The 16,448-nt window shown below is 69.6% G+C and carries 17 protein-coding genes; 9 read left to right on the top strand and 8 right to left on the bottom strand.

From position 1 onward, the window contains the following. Positions 1-6 precede the first annotated feature (6 nt). From KYX17_RS27860 to purS, 4 genes are all read right to left on the bottom strand, one after another. Positions 7-768, bottom strand: coding sequence for an ABC transporter permease (locus tag KYX17_RS27860; protein ID WP_243232168.1), 762 nt, complete (start codon positions 766-768; stop codon positions 7-9). Next, a complete protein-coding gene (locus KYX17_RS27855; protein WP_243232166.1) occupies positions 765-1,718 on the bottom strand; it encodes an ABC transporter ATP-binding protein in 954 nt (317 codons plus the stop codon). The genes KYX17_RS27860 and KYX17_RS27855 overlap by 4 nt, the downstream gene beginning before the upstream one ends. A 205-nt stretch (positions 1,719-1,923) precedes the next feature. Further along, positions 1,924-2,631, bottom strand: coding sequence for a phosphoribosylformylglycinamidine synthase subunit PurQ (gene purQ, locus KYX17_RS27850; RefSeq protein ID WP_243232164.1), 708 nt, complete (start codon positions 2,629-2,631; stop codon positions 1,924-1,926). After that, positions 2,628-2,876 (bottom strand): phosphoribosylformylglycinamidine synthase subunit PurS, encoded by a 249-nt coding sequence (gene purS / locus KYX17_RS27845; protein ID WP_243232162.1) that lies wholly within the window; start codon positions 2,874-2,876, stop codon positions 2,628-2,630. The genes purQ and purS overlap by 4 nt, the downstream gene beginning before the upstream one ends. Before the next feature lie 225 nt (positions 2,877-3,101). On the opposite strand from purS, the gene KYX17_RS27840 reads away from it, so the two are divergent. The 5 genes from KYX17_RS27840 (at position 3,102) to KYX17_RS27820 (ending at position 8,930) form a co-directional block, all read left to right on the top strand. Then, a complete protein-coding gene (locus tag KYX17_RS27840; RefSeq protein WP_243232148.1) occupies positions 3,102-4,373 on the top strand; it encodes an extracellular solute-binding protein in 1,272 nt (423 codons plus the stop codon). 72 nt (positions 4,374-4,445) lie between these two features. Beyond that, positions 4,446-5,501, top strand: coding sequence for a carbohydrate ABC transporter permease (locus KYX17_RS27835; RefSeq protein ID WP_243232139.1), 1,056 nt, complete (start codon positions 4,446-4,448; stop codon positions 5,499-5,501). Beyond that, positions 5,498-6,409: a carbohydrate ABC transporter permease gene (locus KYX17_RS27830; RefSeq protein WP_243232137.1), complete on the top strand. Its 912-nt coding sequence runs from the start codon at positions 5,498-5,500 to the stop codon at positions 6,407-6,409. Before KYX17_RS27835 ends, KYX17_RS27830 begins: the two co-directional genes overlap by 4 nt. Before the next feature lie 28 nt (positions 6,410-6,437). Continuing rightward, on the top strand, positions 6,438-7,910 hold the full coding sequence (locus KYX17_RS27825; protein WP_243232135.1) for a GH1 family beta-glucosidase: 1,473 nt from the start codon (positions 6,438-6,440) through the stop codon (positions 7,908-7,910). Positions 7,911-7,916: 6 nt separating this feature from the next. Continuing rightward, positions 7,917-8,930, top strand: coding sequence for a LacI family DNA-binding transcriptional regulator (locus tag KYX17_RS27820; protein ID WP_308220970.1), 1,014 nt, complete (start codon positions 7,917-7,919; stop codon positions 8,928-8,930). 70 nt (positions 8,931-9,000) lie between these two features. Here KYX17_RS27820 and KYX17_RS27815 read toward each other — a convergent pair whose 3' ends face one another. From KYX17_RS27815 to KYX17_RS27805, 3 genes are all read right to left on the bottom strand, one after another. Further along, positions 9,001-10,320 carry a uracil-xanthine permease family protein gene (locus KYX17_RS27815; RefSeq protein WP_243232133.1) on the bottom strand — a complete coding sequence of 440 codons (1,320 nt, stop codon included), beginning with the start codon at positions 10,318-10,320 and terminating at the stop codon, positions 9,001-9,003. Positions 10,321-10,490: 170 nt separating this feature from the next. After that, positions 10,491-11,423 carry a phosphoribosylaminoimidazolesuccinocarboxamide synthase gene (locus tag KYX17_RS27810; RefSeq protein WP_243232131.1) on the bottom strand — a complete coding sequence of 311 codons (933 nt, stop codon included), beginning with the start codon at positions 11,421-11,423 and terminating at the stop codon, positions 10,491-10,493. A 43-nt stretch (positions 11,424-11,466) separates the two neighbouring features. Beyond that, positions 11,467-11,814, bottom strand: a complete 348-nt coding sequence (locus KYX17_RS27805) for a TfoX/Sxy family protein (protein ID WP_243232130.1) — start codon at positions 11,812-11,814, stop codon at positions 11,467-11,469. A 59-nt stretch (positions 11,815-11,873) separates the two neighbouring features. On the opposite strand from KYX17_RS27805, the gene KYX17_RS27800 reads away from it, so the two are divergent. From KYX17_RS27800 to KYX17_RS27790, 3 genes are all read left to right on the top strand, one after another. Further along, the gene (locus KYX17_RS27800) at positions 11,874-12,491 is read left to right on the top strand and encodes a PadR family transcriptional regulator (RefSeq protein WP_243232129.1); all 618 of its coding nucleotides are present in this window, start codon (positions 11,874-11,876) and stop codon (positions 12,489-12,491) included. Further along, a complete protein-coding gene (locus KYX17_RS27795) occupies positions 12,488-13,963 on the top strand; it encodes a DHA2 family efflux MFS transporter permease subunit (RefSeq protein WP_243232127.1) in 1,476 nt (491 codons plus the stop codon). Before KYX17_RS27800 ends, KYX17_RS27795 begins: the two co-directional genes overlap by 4 nt. Before the next feature lie 165 nt (positions 13,964-14,128). Next, a complete protein-coding gene (locus tag KYX17_RS27790) occupies positions 14,129-14,620 on the top strand; it encodes a hypothetical protein (RefSeq protein WP_243232121.1) in 492 nt (163 codons plus the stop codon). 118 nt (positions 14,621-14,738) lie between these two features. Here KYX17_RS27790 and purD read toward each other — a convergent pair whose 3' ends face one another. Beyond that, positions 14,739-16,025 carry a phosphoribosylamine--glycine ligase gene (gene purD / locus KYX17_RS27785; RefSeq protein ID WP_243232120.1) on the bottom strand — a complete coding sequence of 429 codons (1,287 nt, stop codon included), beginning with the start codon at positions 16,023-16,025 and terminating at the stop codon, positions 14,739-14,741. Between the two features lie 50 nt (positions 16,026-16,075). Here purD and KYX17_RS27780 point away from each other — a divergent pair, with 50 nt between their 5' ends. Next, entirely contained in the window at positions 16,076-16,429 is a 354-nt protein-coding gene (locus KYX17_RS27780; protein WP_243232119.1) for a sterol carrier family protein, read from the top strand. The last annotated feature ends 19 nt before the right edge of the window (positions 16,430-16,448 follow it).

The raw sequence follows: 16,448 nt of genomic DNA, 5'->3' as shown, positions 1-16,448 counted from the left end.
TCGAGCCTAACGACGACGCCGCGAGCGCACGACGCCGAAGCGCACCAGCAGGGCGAACAGGGCGCCCCAGACGACCACGTTGGCAATCACGGCCCAGAGCTCGTCCGACCCTCCGGCCACGAGCACACCGCCCGTCGCCGGCCAGCGCACGAGGGCGGCGTAGCCGTACATCGGCGTCCACTTGGCGATGTCGAGCATGACGCCGCTCAGGGGCACGAAGACGTTGCCGAAGAAGCCGAAGAACGTGATCGAGATCGACGCGAGCGCGGCGGCCGAGTCCGAGTTGAACGCCAGTCCGACACCCAGGCCGAACAGCCCGTAGACCAGGCCGAGCACCAGTGTGATGGCCGCCGATGCGAACCAGCGCCACACGTCGTCGGCCGCGGCGCCCGTGACATACCCGGCGATGTAGACGATGAGCACGGACAGTGCGGCGAAGGACATCGCCGACAGCACCTTCGTCAGTGCGTAGCCGGCGGTCGAGAGCGGCGTGAGAGCGAGCTGGCGCCCCCATCCCTGTCCGACCTCGGATGCGGCGAGCGAGCACAGCGAGCTCATCGCCGTCGCGGTGCCGTAGGCGCCCATCGAGACCATGACGTAGAACGACGCATTCGCGTGGCCGACGCTCTGCGAGGCGTAGTCCATGCTGGCCCCGAAGAGCAGGTACATCGCGAACGGCATGGCCAGGGTGAAGGCCAGCGTGTACGGGTTCCGCAGCTGACGCAGGCCCTCGATGCGGTACATCGCGGGCGAGACGAGCATGCTCATGAGGGCTCCTCGGTGAGTCGGGTGAAGGCGGATTCCAGGGTCGGTGCGGTGATCTCCAGGTCGCTGGCGCCCGCGGCGAGCAGGCGCGCGGCCAGAGCGTCGGATGCGGCGGTGCGCACCGTGAGCCGCGATGCGTCCACCGACACCTCGGCGGCGGACTCGTCGCCCACCAGTTCGGCGGCGAAGGCGGTGGCGAGCGTCTCGTCGGCGAGCGTCGCCGAGACGAGGCGGCCTCCGAGGGAGGCGCGCAGGTGGGCGGTGGCGGCATCGGCGACGATGCGACCGCGGCTCATCACGACGGTGCGCCGGGCGAACTGCTCGGCCTCTTCGAGGTAGTGCGTGGCGAAGATGATCGTGCGCCCCGCATCCGCGTCGGCGCGCATCGCCTGCCAGAACCTGCGGCGGGCCGTGACGTCCATGCCGGCGGTGGGCTCGTCGAGCACCAGCACGTCGGGGTCGGGCAACAGCGCGAGCGCGAACTTCACGCGCTGCTTCTCGCCGCCGGAGCACTTGCCGACGCGGCGGCGGGCGATCTCGGTGAGATCGGCGCGTTCCATCACCTCGGCGACGCGGGAACCCGCGCCGTACAGGTCCGCGATGACCGTGACCGTCTCGCGCACGGTGAGATCCGACAGCAGGCCGCCGGTCTGCAGCACGGCGGCGAGTCGACCGGCAGCCACGGCGCGGTGCGGGTGGGCGCCGAAGACGAGCGCGCTGCCCTCATCCGGCTCCGCGAGACCCAACAGCACGTCGATCGTCGTGGTCTTGCCTGCGCCGTTCGGCCCGAGCAGCGCCACGATCTCGCCGCGCTCGATGCGCAGATCGATGCCGTCGACGGCGGTGAAGCGCTGGCCGGCGCGGCCGAAGCGGCGCACGATGCCGCGTAGCTCGACGGCGGCCGCATCCGGGGCGAGGGGGGTGTCGGGGATCTGCACGCGCGGTTCGCTCATGCCTTCAGCCAACCGCGCGGCGACCTTCCGCGCCGGAGGCTTCTGTCACGACTCGGGCATGACACGTGTCATGCCCGATGGGTCGCGACCGGTGCTCGCCCCGTTCGGCGGCGCGCCACCCCCCCCGTTCGCCTGTCTCAGATCGACCCGCGGGGCTCGATCTGTGACAGGCGAGCGGGGAAAAGGGAGGCTGTGCGCTCCCGGGTCAGGCGGCGGCGGAGACCACGGCCGCAATGGCCGAGCTGAAGAAGCCGAGGCCGTCGACGCCGGAGCGCATCGCGGCGGAGGTGTCGGGTCCGAAGCCCGGCTCGACCGCGTGCTCGGGATGCGGCATGAGCCCCACGACGTTGCGGCGTTCGTTGGTGAGTCCGGCGATGTCGTCGAGCGAGCCGTTGGGGTTGACCCCGACGTAGCGGAACGCCACGAGGCCCTCGCCCTCGACGCGCGCGAGCGTCTCGGCGTCGGCGATGTAGCCGCCGTCGGCGTTCTTCAACGGGATGACGATCTCCTGGCCGGCCGTGAAGTCGCTGGTCCAGGCGGTGTCGGCGTTCTCGACGCGCAGCCGCTGGTCGCGGCGCACGAACTGCTGGTGCGCGTTGCGGATCAGTCCGCCCGGCAGCAGGTGCGCCTCGACGAGCATCTGGAAGCCGTTGCAGATGCCGAGGATCGGCATGCCGGCGGCGGCCGCATCCTTCACATCGGACATGATCGGCGCCAGGGCCGCGATCGCACCCGCCCGGAGGTAGTCGCCGTAGCTGAAGCCGCCGGGCAGGACCAGGGCATCGACGCCCTGCAAGTCGTGATCGCCGTGCCAGAGGGCGACGGGCTCCGCCCCGGCGACGCGGATGGCGCGCTGCGCGTCGCGGTCGTCGAGCGAACCGGGGAAGGTGATGACCCCGATGCGTACGCTCATTCGACGACCTCGATGCCGACGACGTCCTCGATGACGGCGTTGGAGAGCACGTCGTCGGCGATCTCGCGCACCTTCTCGAGCAGTGCCTCGTCGACGGCACCCTCGACGGTCAGCTCGAATCGCTTCCCGATCCGGACGGAGCCGAAGTCCTCGACGCCGAGGCGGTGCAGGGCGTTCTGGACCGCCTTGCCCTGCGGGTCGAGCAGTTCGGCCTTGGGCATGACATCGACGACGATCGTGGGCATAACGGCTCCGAGGGTGCGCGGGAGATGGTCTGCTCCCAGTCTAGAGGCGGGCAGGACGCCCGCGGTGCCGGTGCGTTATCCAACCGTTACTCGAACGGTGAGAGCGCTCTCTTGACCTCTCGGGAGCGCTCCCATACTGTGAGTCGCGTCCGATGAGAGCGCTCCCAGTCCTGGGGACAGCGGAGAGCTTTCTGGCACCGAACCGCATCCACAAAGGAGTGTCCCGTGAAATCACGCGCCCTGCGACCGCTCGGCCTCGCCGCCGGCATCGCAACCGCAGCCATCGTCCTCGCCGGTTGTTCAACCGGCGGCGGTGAGCAGTCCGACCCGAACGCGCCGGTCACGCTGACCATCGCCACCTTCAACGACTTCGGTTACACCGATGCGCTCCTGCAGGAGTACATGGACGAGAACCCGAACGTGAAGATCGTCCACAACAAGGCCGCGACCTCCAACGACGCTCGCGCCAACTACTTCCAGAAGCTCGGCAAGACGGGCCTCGCCGACATCGAGGCGATCGAGGTCGACTGGCTGCCCGAGGTCATGCAGTACTCCGACATGCTCGCCCCGGTTCCCACCGACCTGACCGGCCGCTGGCTGGACTGGAAGGTCAAGGCCGCGACCGACGCCGACGGCAACCTCATCGGCTACGGCACCGACATCGGTCCCGAGGCCATCTGCTACCGCTCCGACCTGTTCCAGTCCGCCGGTCTTCCCACCGACCGCGCCGAGGTCGGCAAGCTCTTCGACGGCGACTGGGCCAACTACTTCAAGGTCGGCGACCAGTACGTCTCGGCCACCGGCAAGGCCTTCTTCGACTCCGCCGGCGGCACCTACCAGGGCATGATCAACCAGGTCGAGGCAGCCTACGAGAACCCCTCGGACGGCAAGATCACCGCCACCACCAACGCCGAGGTCAAGGACATCTACGACCAGGTCACCGCGGCCAGCGCGACGCAGTCGGCGCACTTCAGCCAGTGGTCTGACGACTGGTTCGCCGGTCTCAGTAACGGCGATTTCGCCACGATGCTCTGCCCCGGCTGGATGCTCGGTGTCATCTCCGGCAACGCCAAGGACGTCACCGGATGGGACGTCGCGCCGGTGTTCCCCAACGGCGGCGGCAACTGGGGCGGCTCGTACCTGACGATCCCCGCCAACGGCAAGAACGTCGCTGCCGCGCAGAAGCTGGCCGACTGGCTGACCGACGCCAAGACCCAGGTCAAGGCTTTCGAGAACGCCGGCACCTTCCCGAGCCAGAACGACGCGCTCACCGACGCCACGCTGCTGGACTCGACCAACGAGTACTTCAACAACGCGCCGGTCGGCCAGATCTTCTCCGAGCGGGCCACGGCCGTCACGGTCTCCCCCTTCAAGGGCGAGTTCTACTTCCAGGTCAACGACGCGATGCAGAAGGCGCTCACGCGCGTCGAGGACGGCACGCAGGACGCGAAGGCTTCGTGGGACCAGTGGGTCTCTGAGGTCGAGGCCATCAAGTAATCCCGCAGTGAGACGGGCCTGCAGGGCCGACCCTGCGGGCCCGTCTCACGCTCAACGAAACGAAGGAACGACGTGAGCGCCTCGTCCACGACGGCCAGATCCCCCAAGCGCATCGGCTTCGGTGACAAGAGCCTCAGCTCCTGGGACCTCAAGCTGTCCCCCTATCTGTACATCTCCCCCTTCTTCATCCTGTTCCTGATCGTCGGGCTCTTCCCGATCGCCTACACGGCGTACATCTCTTTCCAGGACTGGGATCTCGTGCGCGGCACGGGCACCTTCGTCGGCTTCGACCAGTACGCGACGGTCATCAACGACCCGAAGTTCTGGACGGCGCTGCGCAACTCGTTCTCGATCTTCCTGCTCTCCACGGTCCCGCAGCTGATCCTCGCGGTGTTCATCGCGGTGCTGCTGGACCAGAACATCCGCGCCAAGACGTTCTGGCGCATGGGCGTGCTGCTGCCCTACGTCATGGCGCCGGTCGCCGTGGCGCTCATCTTCTCCAACATGTTCGGCGACCAGTACGGTCTCGTGAACTCGATCCTGACCGACCTCGGCATCCCCGCCATCAAGTGGCACTCGGATGCGTTCGCCAGCCACATCGCCATCGCGACGATGGTCAACTTCCGCTGGACCGGGTACAACACCCTCATCCTGCTCGCGGCCATGCAGGCCATCCCGCGCGACTTCTACGAAGCGGCGACGGTCGACGGTGCGGGCAAGATCCGCCAGTTCTTCTCCATCACGCTGCCGAGCCTGAAGCCCACCCTGATCTTCGTCATCATCACCTCGACGATCGGCGGCCTGCAGATCTTCGACGAGCCGCGCATGTACGACCAGACCGGAACCGGCGGCGCCGACAACCAGTGGCTCACCATCACCCTGTGGCTCTACGACCTCGGATGGGGCCAGTGGAACTTCGGCCGCGCTGCGGCGCTGGCGTGGATCCTCTTCCTCATCATCCTCGCCATCGGTGCGATCAACCTCTTCGTCACCCGCGGGCTCGTGCGTGACGAGGGCAAGAAGTCCGACATGAGCCGGGCCCAGATGCGCGCCGCCCGACGCGCCGCCAAGGAGGCGGTCGAAGCCTCCCGCACCACCGCGTCCCAGAAGACGGAGGTCCTCCGATGACCACTTTGCAGACCCCGCCCGTCGCGGCGGAGGAAACGCTGTTGGAGCCCGGCCGCAAGCCGGTGCGCCGGCGGCGGCCGGTGCGCGGATCGCGTCCGGGCTGGTTCGTGTACGCCGCCCTGGGCGTCGTGCTGCTCAGCGCCGCGTTCCCCTTCTACTGGTCGCTGCTCATCGGCTCCGGTGACTCGTACACGATCCGCGACCCCAACATGTCGTGGATCCCCGGCGGCAACTTCATCGCGAACGCCGCCAAGGTCATCAACGACCCGGCCGTCAACTTCTGGCCGGCGCTGTGGAACTCGATCTTCAGCTCGGCGCTCATCGCCGCATCCGTCGTGTTCTTCTCGACGCTGGCCGGATGGGCCTTCGCGAAGCTGAAGTTCCGCGGCTCGAGCTGGCTGCTGGTGTTCGTGATCGCGACGATGGCCGTGCCGACCCAGCTCGGCGTCGTGCCGCTGTACCTCCTGTTCAGCGAGATCGGATGGACGGGTCAGATCGGCGCGATCATCATCCCGGCCCTGGTGAGCGCCTTCGGGGTGTTCTGGATGACGCAGTACATCCGTCAGGCTGTTCCGGACGAGCTGATCGAGGCGGCCCGTGTCGACGGGGCGAGCTCGTTCCGCACCTTCCTCACGGTGGGCGTGCCCGCCGCGCGTCCCGCGGCCGCGATGCTGGCGCTGTTCACGTTCGTGACAGCATGGAACAACTTCTTCTGGCCGTTCATCGTGCTCGACCGGCAGAATCCGACCCTCCCCGTCGCGCTGTCGTTGCTGCAGTCCAACTACTTCGTCGACTACTCCATCGTCCTCGCGGGCGTGCTGCTGTCGACGATCCCGCTTCTGATCCTCTTCGTCTTCGCCGGCAAGCAGCTGGTGAGCGGAATCATGCAAGGCGCCGTCAAGGGCTGAGGCCCGGCGCGAGAAAGGTACATCGACAATGAGCGACGCTCTGCGCGCGTTCCCGCGGAACTTCCTGTTCGGAGCGGCCACCGCAGCCTTCCAGATCGAGGGCGCTGCCTTCGAGGACGGGCGGACCGCATCCATCTGGGATGCGTTCTGCCGTGAGCCCGGTGCCGTCATCAACGGCGACAACGGTGATGTCGCGTGCGACCACTATCACCGCTACGGCGACGACGTCGCGCTCATGAAGGGGCTGGGCCTCGACACGTACCGGTTCTCGGTGTCGTGGTCACGGGTGCGCCCGGACGCCGGTCCCCTCAACCAGAAGGGCCTCGACTTCTACAAGCGTCTGGTCGACGAGCTGCGCGAGGCGGATATCCTGCCCTGGCTCACGCTCTACCACTGGGACATGCCGCAGGCGCTGCAGGAGCGCGGCGGCTGGGCGGGGCGGGAGTCCAGCGACCTGTTCACGGAGTACGCGCTGGACGTGTACGACGCGCTGGGCGATCGGGTCGACATCTGGACCACGCTGAACGAGCCGTGGTGCTCGTCGTTCCTCAGCTACACGGCCGGGATCCACGCCCCCGGTCACTACTCCATCGCCGAGGGCATGCTGGCCTCGCACCACCTCCTGCTCGGGCACGGCCAGGTGGTGCAGGAGCTGCGCGGACGCGACGCGGGCAAGAACCTCGGGATCACGCTGAACCTCACCGTTCCCGACCCCGTGGACCCGCGGAACGAGGGCGACCGGGATGCGGCGCGCCGCATCGACGGCCAGTTCAACCGCTGGTTCCTCGACCCGATCTTCCGCGGTTCGTACCCGCAGGACGTGATCGACGACATCCGCGTGGTCGATCCCGCGGCGGTCGAGACCTGGCAGGCCGCCATCCGTCCGGGCGACCTCGAGCTCATCGCGCAGCCCATCGACAGCCTGGGCGTGAACTACTACCACGGCGAGTTCGTGGGCGCCGAGCCCGACCCGAACCCGCCGCTGCCCGGCGATGCGCCCACCGATCGCCCCGCACGCTCGCCGTTCCCGGCGGCGGAGGGCATCTACTGGCACGACCGGGGCCTGCCGCGCACCTCCATGCACTGGGAGGTGCAGCCGGAGGGTCTGACCAGGCTCCTCCGCCGCGTCTCGGACGAGTACGCCGCCCCCGCGGGCACCGTGCTGTACGTCACCGAGAACGGTGCGGCCTACGATGACGAGCTCGTCGTCGAGGACGGCGCCGCCCGTGTGAAGGATGTCGAGCGCACCGCGTTCCTGCGGGCGCACCTGTCGGCCGTGCTGGATGCGGCTGACGCGGGCGTCGATGTGCGCGGCTACTTCTACTGGTCGCTGCTGGACAACTTCGAGTGGGCCTGGGGCTACGAGAAGCGCTTCGGCATCGTCCACGTCGACTACGACACCCAGGTGCGTACGTTGAAGGACAGCGCTCTGGAGTATCGTCGGGTCATCGCCGCCCGTGCGATCGATAACGCGCCCGAGGGCGCCATCCTGCAGAGGTAGAGAACCGTGTCCAGCGACCCTCGTCGTGCCACCGCCACCATCGAGGACGTCGCGGCGATGGCCGGGGTCTCCCGGTCTACGGTCTCCCGAGTCGTCAACGGCGCCACCGCAGTGAGTCCCGCTGCGGTGGCCGCCGTCGAACTCGCCATCAGCGAACTGAACTACGTGCCCAACCGGGCCGCGCGCTCGCTCGCGAGCCGGGCGACGATGGCGATCGCGCTGATCGTGCCCGAAGACACCAACCGGTTCTTCGGCGACCCGTTCTTCGCGTCGATCGTGTCGGGGATCAACGCCCGGCTCAGCAGGTCCGACTACGTGCTGAATCTCATCATCGCGAGCAACGACCCGCGGGATAAGACGGCGGCGTATCTGCGCAGCGGCGCCGTCGACGGCGCGATCGTCGTCTCGCACCACACGACCGACACGTTCGTCGACCGGATCGCGGCGGCCGTCCCCGTCGTCTACGGCGGCCGGCCCGCCCACGGCCGCGACGGTGCGTACTTCGTCGACATCGACAACGTCGACGGAGGGCGCACGGCGACACGGCATCTCGTCGACGCGGGCCGTACCCGCATCGGCACGATCTCGGGGCCCGTCGACATGCCCGCGGGCATCGACCGTCTCACCGGGTACCGCGAGGTGCTCCAGGATGCCGGGCTGCAGGTCGGTCCGATCGAGGACGGGGGCTTCAGCTCGGCGGGGGGCTACGCGGCGATGCAGCGCATCCTCGCCTCCGGCGCCGAGATCGACGCCCTGTTCATCGCGAGCGACCTCATGGCGCGGGGCGCGCTGGCGGCGCTCGAGCGCACGGGTTTGAGCGTGCCGGACGACATCGCCATCGTCGGCTTCGACGACTCGCCGGTCGCTACCGCGGTGACACCTGCGCTCACAACCGTCCGCCAGCCCTCGCAGCTGCAGGGTGAGCAGATGGTCGACGTGCTGCTGGCGCTGCTCGCGGGCCAGAACCCCCCGCACGCCACGATCCTGTCGTCCGAGCTCATCCGGCGCGAGTCGGCCTGAGCCCCCGCATCCGGGTCGACCGGATGCGGGGCGCCGCCGGCGCGATGATCCCGCCCGCGACGCCCACGCCTCACTCGGGGTCGCCGCCCAGCGGGCCGACCGCAGGGATGGGGCCGCCATCGTCGGCGCCCGTCTTGCGCCAGCGCGCGATGGCGTTGCCGAGGTGATAGATCACCAGGGCCGCGGCGGTGGCGACCACGATCGCGCCCAGCTGGAAGTCGCCCCACGACATCGAGAAGCCGGCGATCGCCATGACGAGGGCCACGGCGGCGGTGTACTGGTTCACCGGGCGGGAGAAGTCCACGCGGTTGTCCACCCAGATCTTGATGCCGATGATGCCGATCAGACCGTAGAGCGCGGTCGTCACACCGCCCAGCACGCCCGCCGGTACGGAGTTGATGACGGCGCCGATCTTGGGGGAGAGGCTCAGCAGGATCGCCACCACGCCGGCGACCCAGTACGCGGCCGTCGAGTACACGCGGGTCGCGGCCATCACGCCGATGTTCTCGCCGTAGGTCGTGGTGCCCGAGCCGCCGAAGAACCCGGCGACGGTGGTCGCGGCGCCGTCGGCGATGAGGGCGCGGCCGGTGGAGCGGTTGACGGACGCATCCGTCATCGTGGCGACACCGCGCACGTGGCCGACGTTCTCCGCCACCAGCACGAGCACGACGGGCAGGAACATCGCGATCGCGCTCCACGTGCCCGGGCTGCCGAAATCGGCGATGTGGAAGGTGGGCAGGCCGATCCAGGCCGCATCCGCGACGCTGCTGAAGTCGAGCTCGCCCGAGATCGCGGCGGCGATGTAGCCGACGACGACCCCGAGGAAGATCGAGATCCGGCCGAGGAAGCCGCGGAAGAGCACGCTGAACAGGATGACGGCGGCCAGCGTGATCGAGGCGATCACGGGCGCCTGCTGGAAGTTGTTCCACGCGGCGGGGGCCAGGTTGAAGCCGATCAGCGCGACGATGGCGCCGGCCACGACCGGGGGCATGAGCTTGTCGACCCAGCCGAGGCCCGCCAACTGCACGACGACGCCGATGATGGCCAGCAGCACACCCACGGCGACGATGCCCGCGAGCGCGGATCCCATGCCGGCGGATGCGGTCGCCGCCGTCACGGGCGCGATGAAGGCGAACGAGGAGCCCAGGTAGCTCGGGAGCTTGTTCTTCGTGACCACGAGGAACAGCAGCGTGCCGATGCCGGAGAACAGCAGGGTCGTGGCGACCGGGAAGCCGGTCAGGATCGGCACGAGGAACGTGGCGCCGAACATGGCGATCACGTGCTGGGCGCCGATCGCGATCGTCGCGGGCCAGTTCAGGCGTTCGTCGGGGGCGACGACGTCGCCCGGGGCGACGGTGCGGCCGTTTCCGTGGATCTTCCACAGGGGCATGGGTGGTCCTTTCCGGGGCGGTTCATCCCGCGAGACTGCATCTCCCGCACGAGATCACGGGTACTACCCGTGATCTCGTGGCGAAAGTGCAGTCTCGTGGCAAGTCTGGCGTGCCGACGGGGGCAGCGGTGGTGGCCGCAGGCCCGCATGGCGACGCGGATGGGTGGTGGTCAGACGGTGGTCAGTCGGCGCAGCAGCTCGGCATAGCGCGCGGAGGTCTGCGCCGCGATCTCGTCGGGCAACCTCGGCGGCTCGCCCTCGCGGGGAACCCACGCGGCGGCGAGCCAGTTGCGCACGATCTGCTTGTCGAAGCTCGCCATCCGCTCGGCGGGGGTCGCGCCGGTGCGCCACGCATCCGCATCCCAGTACCGCGACGAGTCGGGGGTCAGGACCTCGTCCGCGAGGGTGAGCACGCCGTGCTCGTCGAGACCGAACTCGAACTTCGTGTCCGCGAGGATCAGCCCGCGCTCCTCCGCGGTGGCGGCGGCGCGCGCGTAGATCTCCAGCGAGAGCTCGCGCAGGCGCTCGGCCATCTCGCTCCCCACAATCTGGGCGGTGCGCTCGAACGAGATGTTCTCGTCGTGCTCGCCCATCGGCGCCTTGTACGCCGGCGTGAAGATCGGCTCCGGCAGGCGGTCGCCGTCGGCGAGACCCGGTGCGATCGGGATGCCGCAGACCGTCCCCGTGCTCTGGTACTCGAGCCAGCCGGATCCGGTGAGGTAGCCGCGCACGACGCACTCGATGGGCTGCATGTCGAGCGCGCGCACGAGCATGGCGCGGCCGGCGACCGCATCCGGGATGAGCTCATGCGCGCTGTCATCGGAGCCGAGAACGTGGTCCGCGACGAGGTGGTTCGGGATGCGGCGGCCGCCGTCTCCGCCGGCGAGGCGGTCGAACCACCAGAGGCTCAGCGTCGTCAGCAGCACGCCCTTGTCGGGGATGCCGGGCTCGAGCACGTGGTCGAAGGAGCTCACGCGGTCGCTCGCGACGACGAGCATGCGCTCGCCGGAAGCGCCTTCGGGGGTGTCATCGGGAACGTAGAGGTCCCGGACCTTCCCGGAGTACACGTGCCGCCAGCCGTCGAGGAGCGCAGGGTCGTTCACCCGCCCATTATCCCGTGCGGGCGGCGTACGCCCGTCGCGTTCGTCAGGGCGTGATCTCGTCGAGGAAGGTGTAGGCGTCGCGGATGACCCCGGGCCACGCCTCGGCCCGATCGGTGCCGACCTCGACCCACTCCCGCAGGGGGCGCCCCTTCATGATCATGCGCCGGGCGGTGCGCGCCTCGACGAGCTCATCGATGCGTGCCGTGGGCAGTTTGGCCATGAGGGTGCCGTCGAAGCCGAGGAAGGCGAAGACCTTGCCCCGGATGCGGATGCCCTCGGAGCCGAACATCCTGCCCACATCCACGTCGGGCATCTCGAGCAGCGGCTCGACGATCGGATCGAAGATCTCGTGACCGCGTCGGCGGGCGGCTTCGCGCTCGGCATCCGGCATGCCCGAAGGGTACGCCGCGGGTGTATAGTCCATGTGGACTAATCGAGATGGAGTATCGGATGACGGCTCGGATCACCCCGTTGGGGATCATGGTGCTCGCGCTGCTGCGCGAAGACCCCATGCATCCCTACGAGATGCTGCGGCTCATGAGACTGCGCCACGACGACCGCATCCTGAACGTCACCGGCGGCACGGTCTACCACACCGTCGCCCGGCTGGAGAAGGCCGGACTCGTCGCGGAGGCGGGCACCGAGCGCGAAGGTAATCGTCCCGAGCGCACGACGTACGCGCTGACGGATGCCGGGCTGGCGTCGTTGGACGAGTGGATCCGCGCCGAGCTCGTGCGCATCGACCGTCCGGTCGAGTTCCGTGTCGCGCTCGCCGAGGCCCACAACCTCGACCGTGACGACGTCGCGGCGCTGCTCGCCGTGCGCCGCGACGCGCTGACGGAGCAGATCGCCGACCTCGTCGCGGGGCTGAACAAGGCCCGCCCGGGAGGAGTGTCCGAGCAGTACCTCATCGAGGTCGATCGATCCCGTGCACTCGCCGAGGCCGACCTGGCCTGGCTCGACGCTTTCCTCGGGCGCCTCGGCGACCCGAGCTTCGCCTGGGGGCCGGATGCGCACGACCGCACCAGCGACCGGTACCTCACTCAGAGAAAGGCTGCTCGCGAATGAGCGCTCCCACCACCGCCACCGCCAACACACCCGCCCGCAGCCCGTGGCCGGCCCTCTGGGCCCTCGTCATCGGGTTCTTCATGATCCTGGTCGACACCACGATCGTCTCGGTCGCCAACCCCGCGATCAAGGCCGCGCTGGATCCGAACACGAACAATCTCGACAACGTCGTGTGGGTGACAAGCGCCTACCTGCTCGCCTACGCCGTGCCGCTGCTGATCACGGGCCGTCTCGGTGACCGGTTCGGGCCCAAGAACATCTACCTCATCGGCCTCGCGCTGTTCACGCTCGCATCGCTCGGATGCGGGCTCTCGTCCAGTCTCGGCATGCTCGTCGCGATGCGCGCCGTGCAGGGAATCGGCGCCGCGCTCGTCACGCCGCAGACGATGGCGGTGATCACACGCACCTTCCCGCCCTCGCAGCGTGGCGCCGCCATGGGCCTGTGGGGTGCGACCGCCGGTGTGGCGATGCTCGTCGGCCCCCTCGCCGGCGGACTGCTCGTGGACGGCCTCGGCTGGGAGTGGATCTTCTTCATCAACGTGCCCGTGGGCATCATCGGACTGGTCCTCGCGTGGATCCTGGTGCCGCAGCTCGAGACGCACCGTCACCGCTTCGACATGGTCGGCGTCTTCCTCTCCGCCCTCGCGCTGTTCCTCATCGTGTTCGGTCTGCAGGAGGGCGAGCACTTCGACTGGGCGCCGTGGGTGTGGCTCATGATCGCCGTCGGTGTCGTCGTGCTCGCGATCTTCATCTGGACGCAGGGGCGCACCCGCAGCGAACCGCTCGTGCCGTTGGACCTGTTCCGCGACCGCAACTTCTCGGCGGCGAACGCGGGCATCGCGGCGGTGGGCTTCGCGGTGACGGCCATGTCGGTCCCGTTCATGTTCGCGCTGCAGCTGGCTCGGGGGCTCACGCCGACCGAGGCCGCGTTGCTGATGATCCCCATGGCCGTGCTCTCGGGTGTGCTTGCACCCCTGGCCGGCCGTCTCCTCGACCGGGTCGACCCCCGGGTCATCCTCGTGCCGGGGCTCGTCCTGGTCGGCGGCTCGCTCGTCTTTAACTCGATCCTCATCGGCGACCCCTCGACGCCGATCTGGCTCTTCCTGCTCCCCTCCGCTCTGCAGGGAATCGGCAACGCCGGGATGTGGGGGCCGCTGGCCACGACCGCCACGCGCGGACTTCCGCCGCGCCAGGCGGGTGCGGGCGCCGGCATCTACAACACGACGCGCGTCGTCGGCTCGGTCATCGGCTCGGCGGCGATCGCGGCGGTCATGCAGGCCCGCCTCGAGGCCAACCTCCCGGGTGCGGCAGATGCCGCATCCGGCTTCGGCGCCGGCACCCTCCCGGAGCCGGTGATCGCCGGCTTCTCCACCGCCATGGCGCAGGCCACGCTGCTGCCGGCCGGGATCATCGTCGTGGGCCTGGTCGCGGTGCTGTTCATGCGGCGTCCGAAGGAGCTCGTGCGCCGCTGAGCGTAGGTCCGAACTCCTGCAGATAGAGGCCATCACGGGCTTCCGGGCCGCGGTGCGCCGGTTCTGCAGGAGTTCGGGCCGGATGAGGGCGCCCACCGTAGGCGGAGAACGGCCCCGGATCAACGGGTTGGGCACCCGCGGCGGGCGCTTCCTACCGTGGAAGGCATGAGCAGCCGCATCCGTCCCCTGCTTCTCGGTGGTGTGGTCCTCGCCGCTCTCGGTGTCGCCGGGTGCACGGCGGGGTCCGACGACAGCGCACCGACCGTCTCCGTCACGCCGTCCGCGCCCTCCGGTGAGCAGACCACCCCGCCCCCGGCGCCGCTCGAGCCCGACGCCGACGACCCCGCCCAGGTGGCGCTCACGAGATTCGACCCGGATGGCGACGCCGCCGCGAACGCCTCGATCACGGGCCCGGCGGTCGTCTCGCCGGGCCAGATCCTCCGCATCGACGCGTGGTGCACGGGCGGCGACATCAGCTACGAGGTGATGACCTCCGCCGTCGATCAGGAGCGCCGTGCGATCGCCTCCGGCTCGTTCGCCTGCGACGACACCCTCCAGATGCAGGATCATCAGCAGGTCGACGCGGAAGGCCCCGTGCAGGTTCTCGTCACCACCGGCGGAACGAGCGCCGGCTGGGTGCAGGCGCGCGTGCAGTGACCCGCGCCGCGGGCGCCTGAACTCCTGCAGATCCGGCCTGAACCGGGCTCACGCGCCTGCGTGGCGCGATTGTGCAGGAGTTCGGGCCGCGCCGGGGTGGATACGAGGGCGCGGTGTGTCAGCCGGCGACGCGGGCCGCGATGTCGGTGCGGTACTGCCCGCCCGCCAGCTCGACCTGTGCGAGCGCGCGGTAGGCGCGATCGCGGGCGGTGGCGAAGTCGTCGGCCACGGCCACCACGTTCAGCACGCGCCCGCCCGTCGCGACGAGTTCGCCGTCCTCGTCGCGCGTGGCGGCGTGGGCGATGTGCACTCCCTCGACGGATGCGGCCGCATCCAGCCCCTCGATGGCGCGGCCCGTGACGGGCGCCACCGGGTACCCCTCGCTCGCGAGCACCACCGTCACCGCCGCCGCATCGGAGAACTCCGGACGCGGCTCGTCTTCGAGCGTGCCGGACGCCGCCGACAGGAGCAGCCGCGAGAGGGGGGTGACCAGGCGCGGCAGCACGACCTGCGTCTCCGGGTCGCCGAAGCGGGCGTTGAACTCGATGACCTTGACGCCGGAGTCGGTGAGGATGAGGCCCGCGTACAGGAGGCCGATGAAGGGTGTGCCCTCGCGGTCGAGCTCGCGGATGACGGGAAGGGCGACGGTCTCGGTCACGAGATCGACGAACGAGCGCTCGTCGCCGAAGCTCTCGGCGAGCCAGGGGAGCGGCGAGTAGGCGCCCATGCCGCCCGTGTTCGGGCCGCTGTCGCCGTCGCCCAGCCGCTTGAAGTCCTGCGCCGGGCTGAGCGGGCGCACGGTGTCGCCGTCGCTGAGGAAGAAGAGGGAGACCTCGGGGCCCGCGAGGAACTCCTCCACGAGCACGGCGCCGGTCGGGAGGAACTCCGCGGCGTGAGCGAGCGCCGCATCGCGGTCCTCGGTGACGATCACGCCCTTGCCGGCGGCGAGCCCGTCCGCTTTGACGACGTGCGGGGCGCCGAGCTCGTCGAGCGCTGCCCGCACCTCGTCGATCGTCTGAGCGCGGACCGCGCGGCCGGTGGGAACACCCGCGGCATCCATGATCCGCTTCGCGAAGGTCTTCGAGCCCTCGAGCTGTGCCGCGGCCCGGCCGGGGCCGAACACGGGGATGCCGTGCTCGCGGAGGGCGTCGGCGACGCCGGCGACGAGAGGGGCCTCCGGGCCGATGACCACGAGATCGATCGCGTGGGCGTTGGCATACTCGGTGACGGCGGCGGGGTCCTCGGGGTTCAGCACTCCTCCATCGGCGACGCGCGCGATCGTGGCGTCGCGCGCGATTCCGGCATTGCCCGGCGCCGCGAGGATCTCGTGGCGCGCCTGTTCGGAAGCGAGCGCGAGGATGATGGCGTGCTCGCGCGCGCCCGAGCCGAGAACGAGGATCTTCACGCGCCCACCCTACCGAGAGCGGCTCGCGGGTGCCGGGGTAGCGTGGCGTCATGCCGCGCATCACCACCGACGCCGGCCGCGCCGCGCTCGCCGCGGTGGCGGCGGCCGAACAGCCCGCGCGCGCCGACCTCGCGACGGCCGTGCGGTACCTCCTGCAACTGCTCGCGGAGAAGGCACCCGGCCACACGGTCGAGGTGCGCGTTCCCCCCTTCGGCGCGGTCCAGATCATCGAGGGGCCGCGTCACACGCGAGGCACGCCGCCGAATGTCGTGGAGACAGACGCGCGGACGTGGATCGCCCTCGCGACCGGGACTCAATCGTGGGCGGATGCGGCGACCGCCGGCCGCATCCGCGCGTCGGGCACCCGGTCGGACGTCTCTGATCTGCTCCCGTTGCGCCCGTAACGTCTCCCGGGCGGTCCGC

It is taken from the genome of Microbacterium sp. CIAB417 (genome assembly GCF_022788845.1).
The sequence above is the reverse complement of the archived record's forward strand: the minus strand, read 5'-3'. Positions and strand labels throughout refer to the sequence as shown.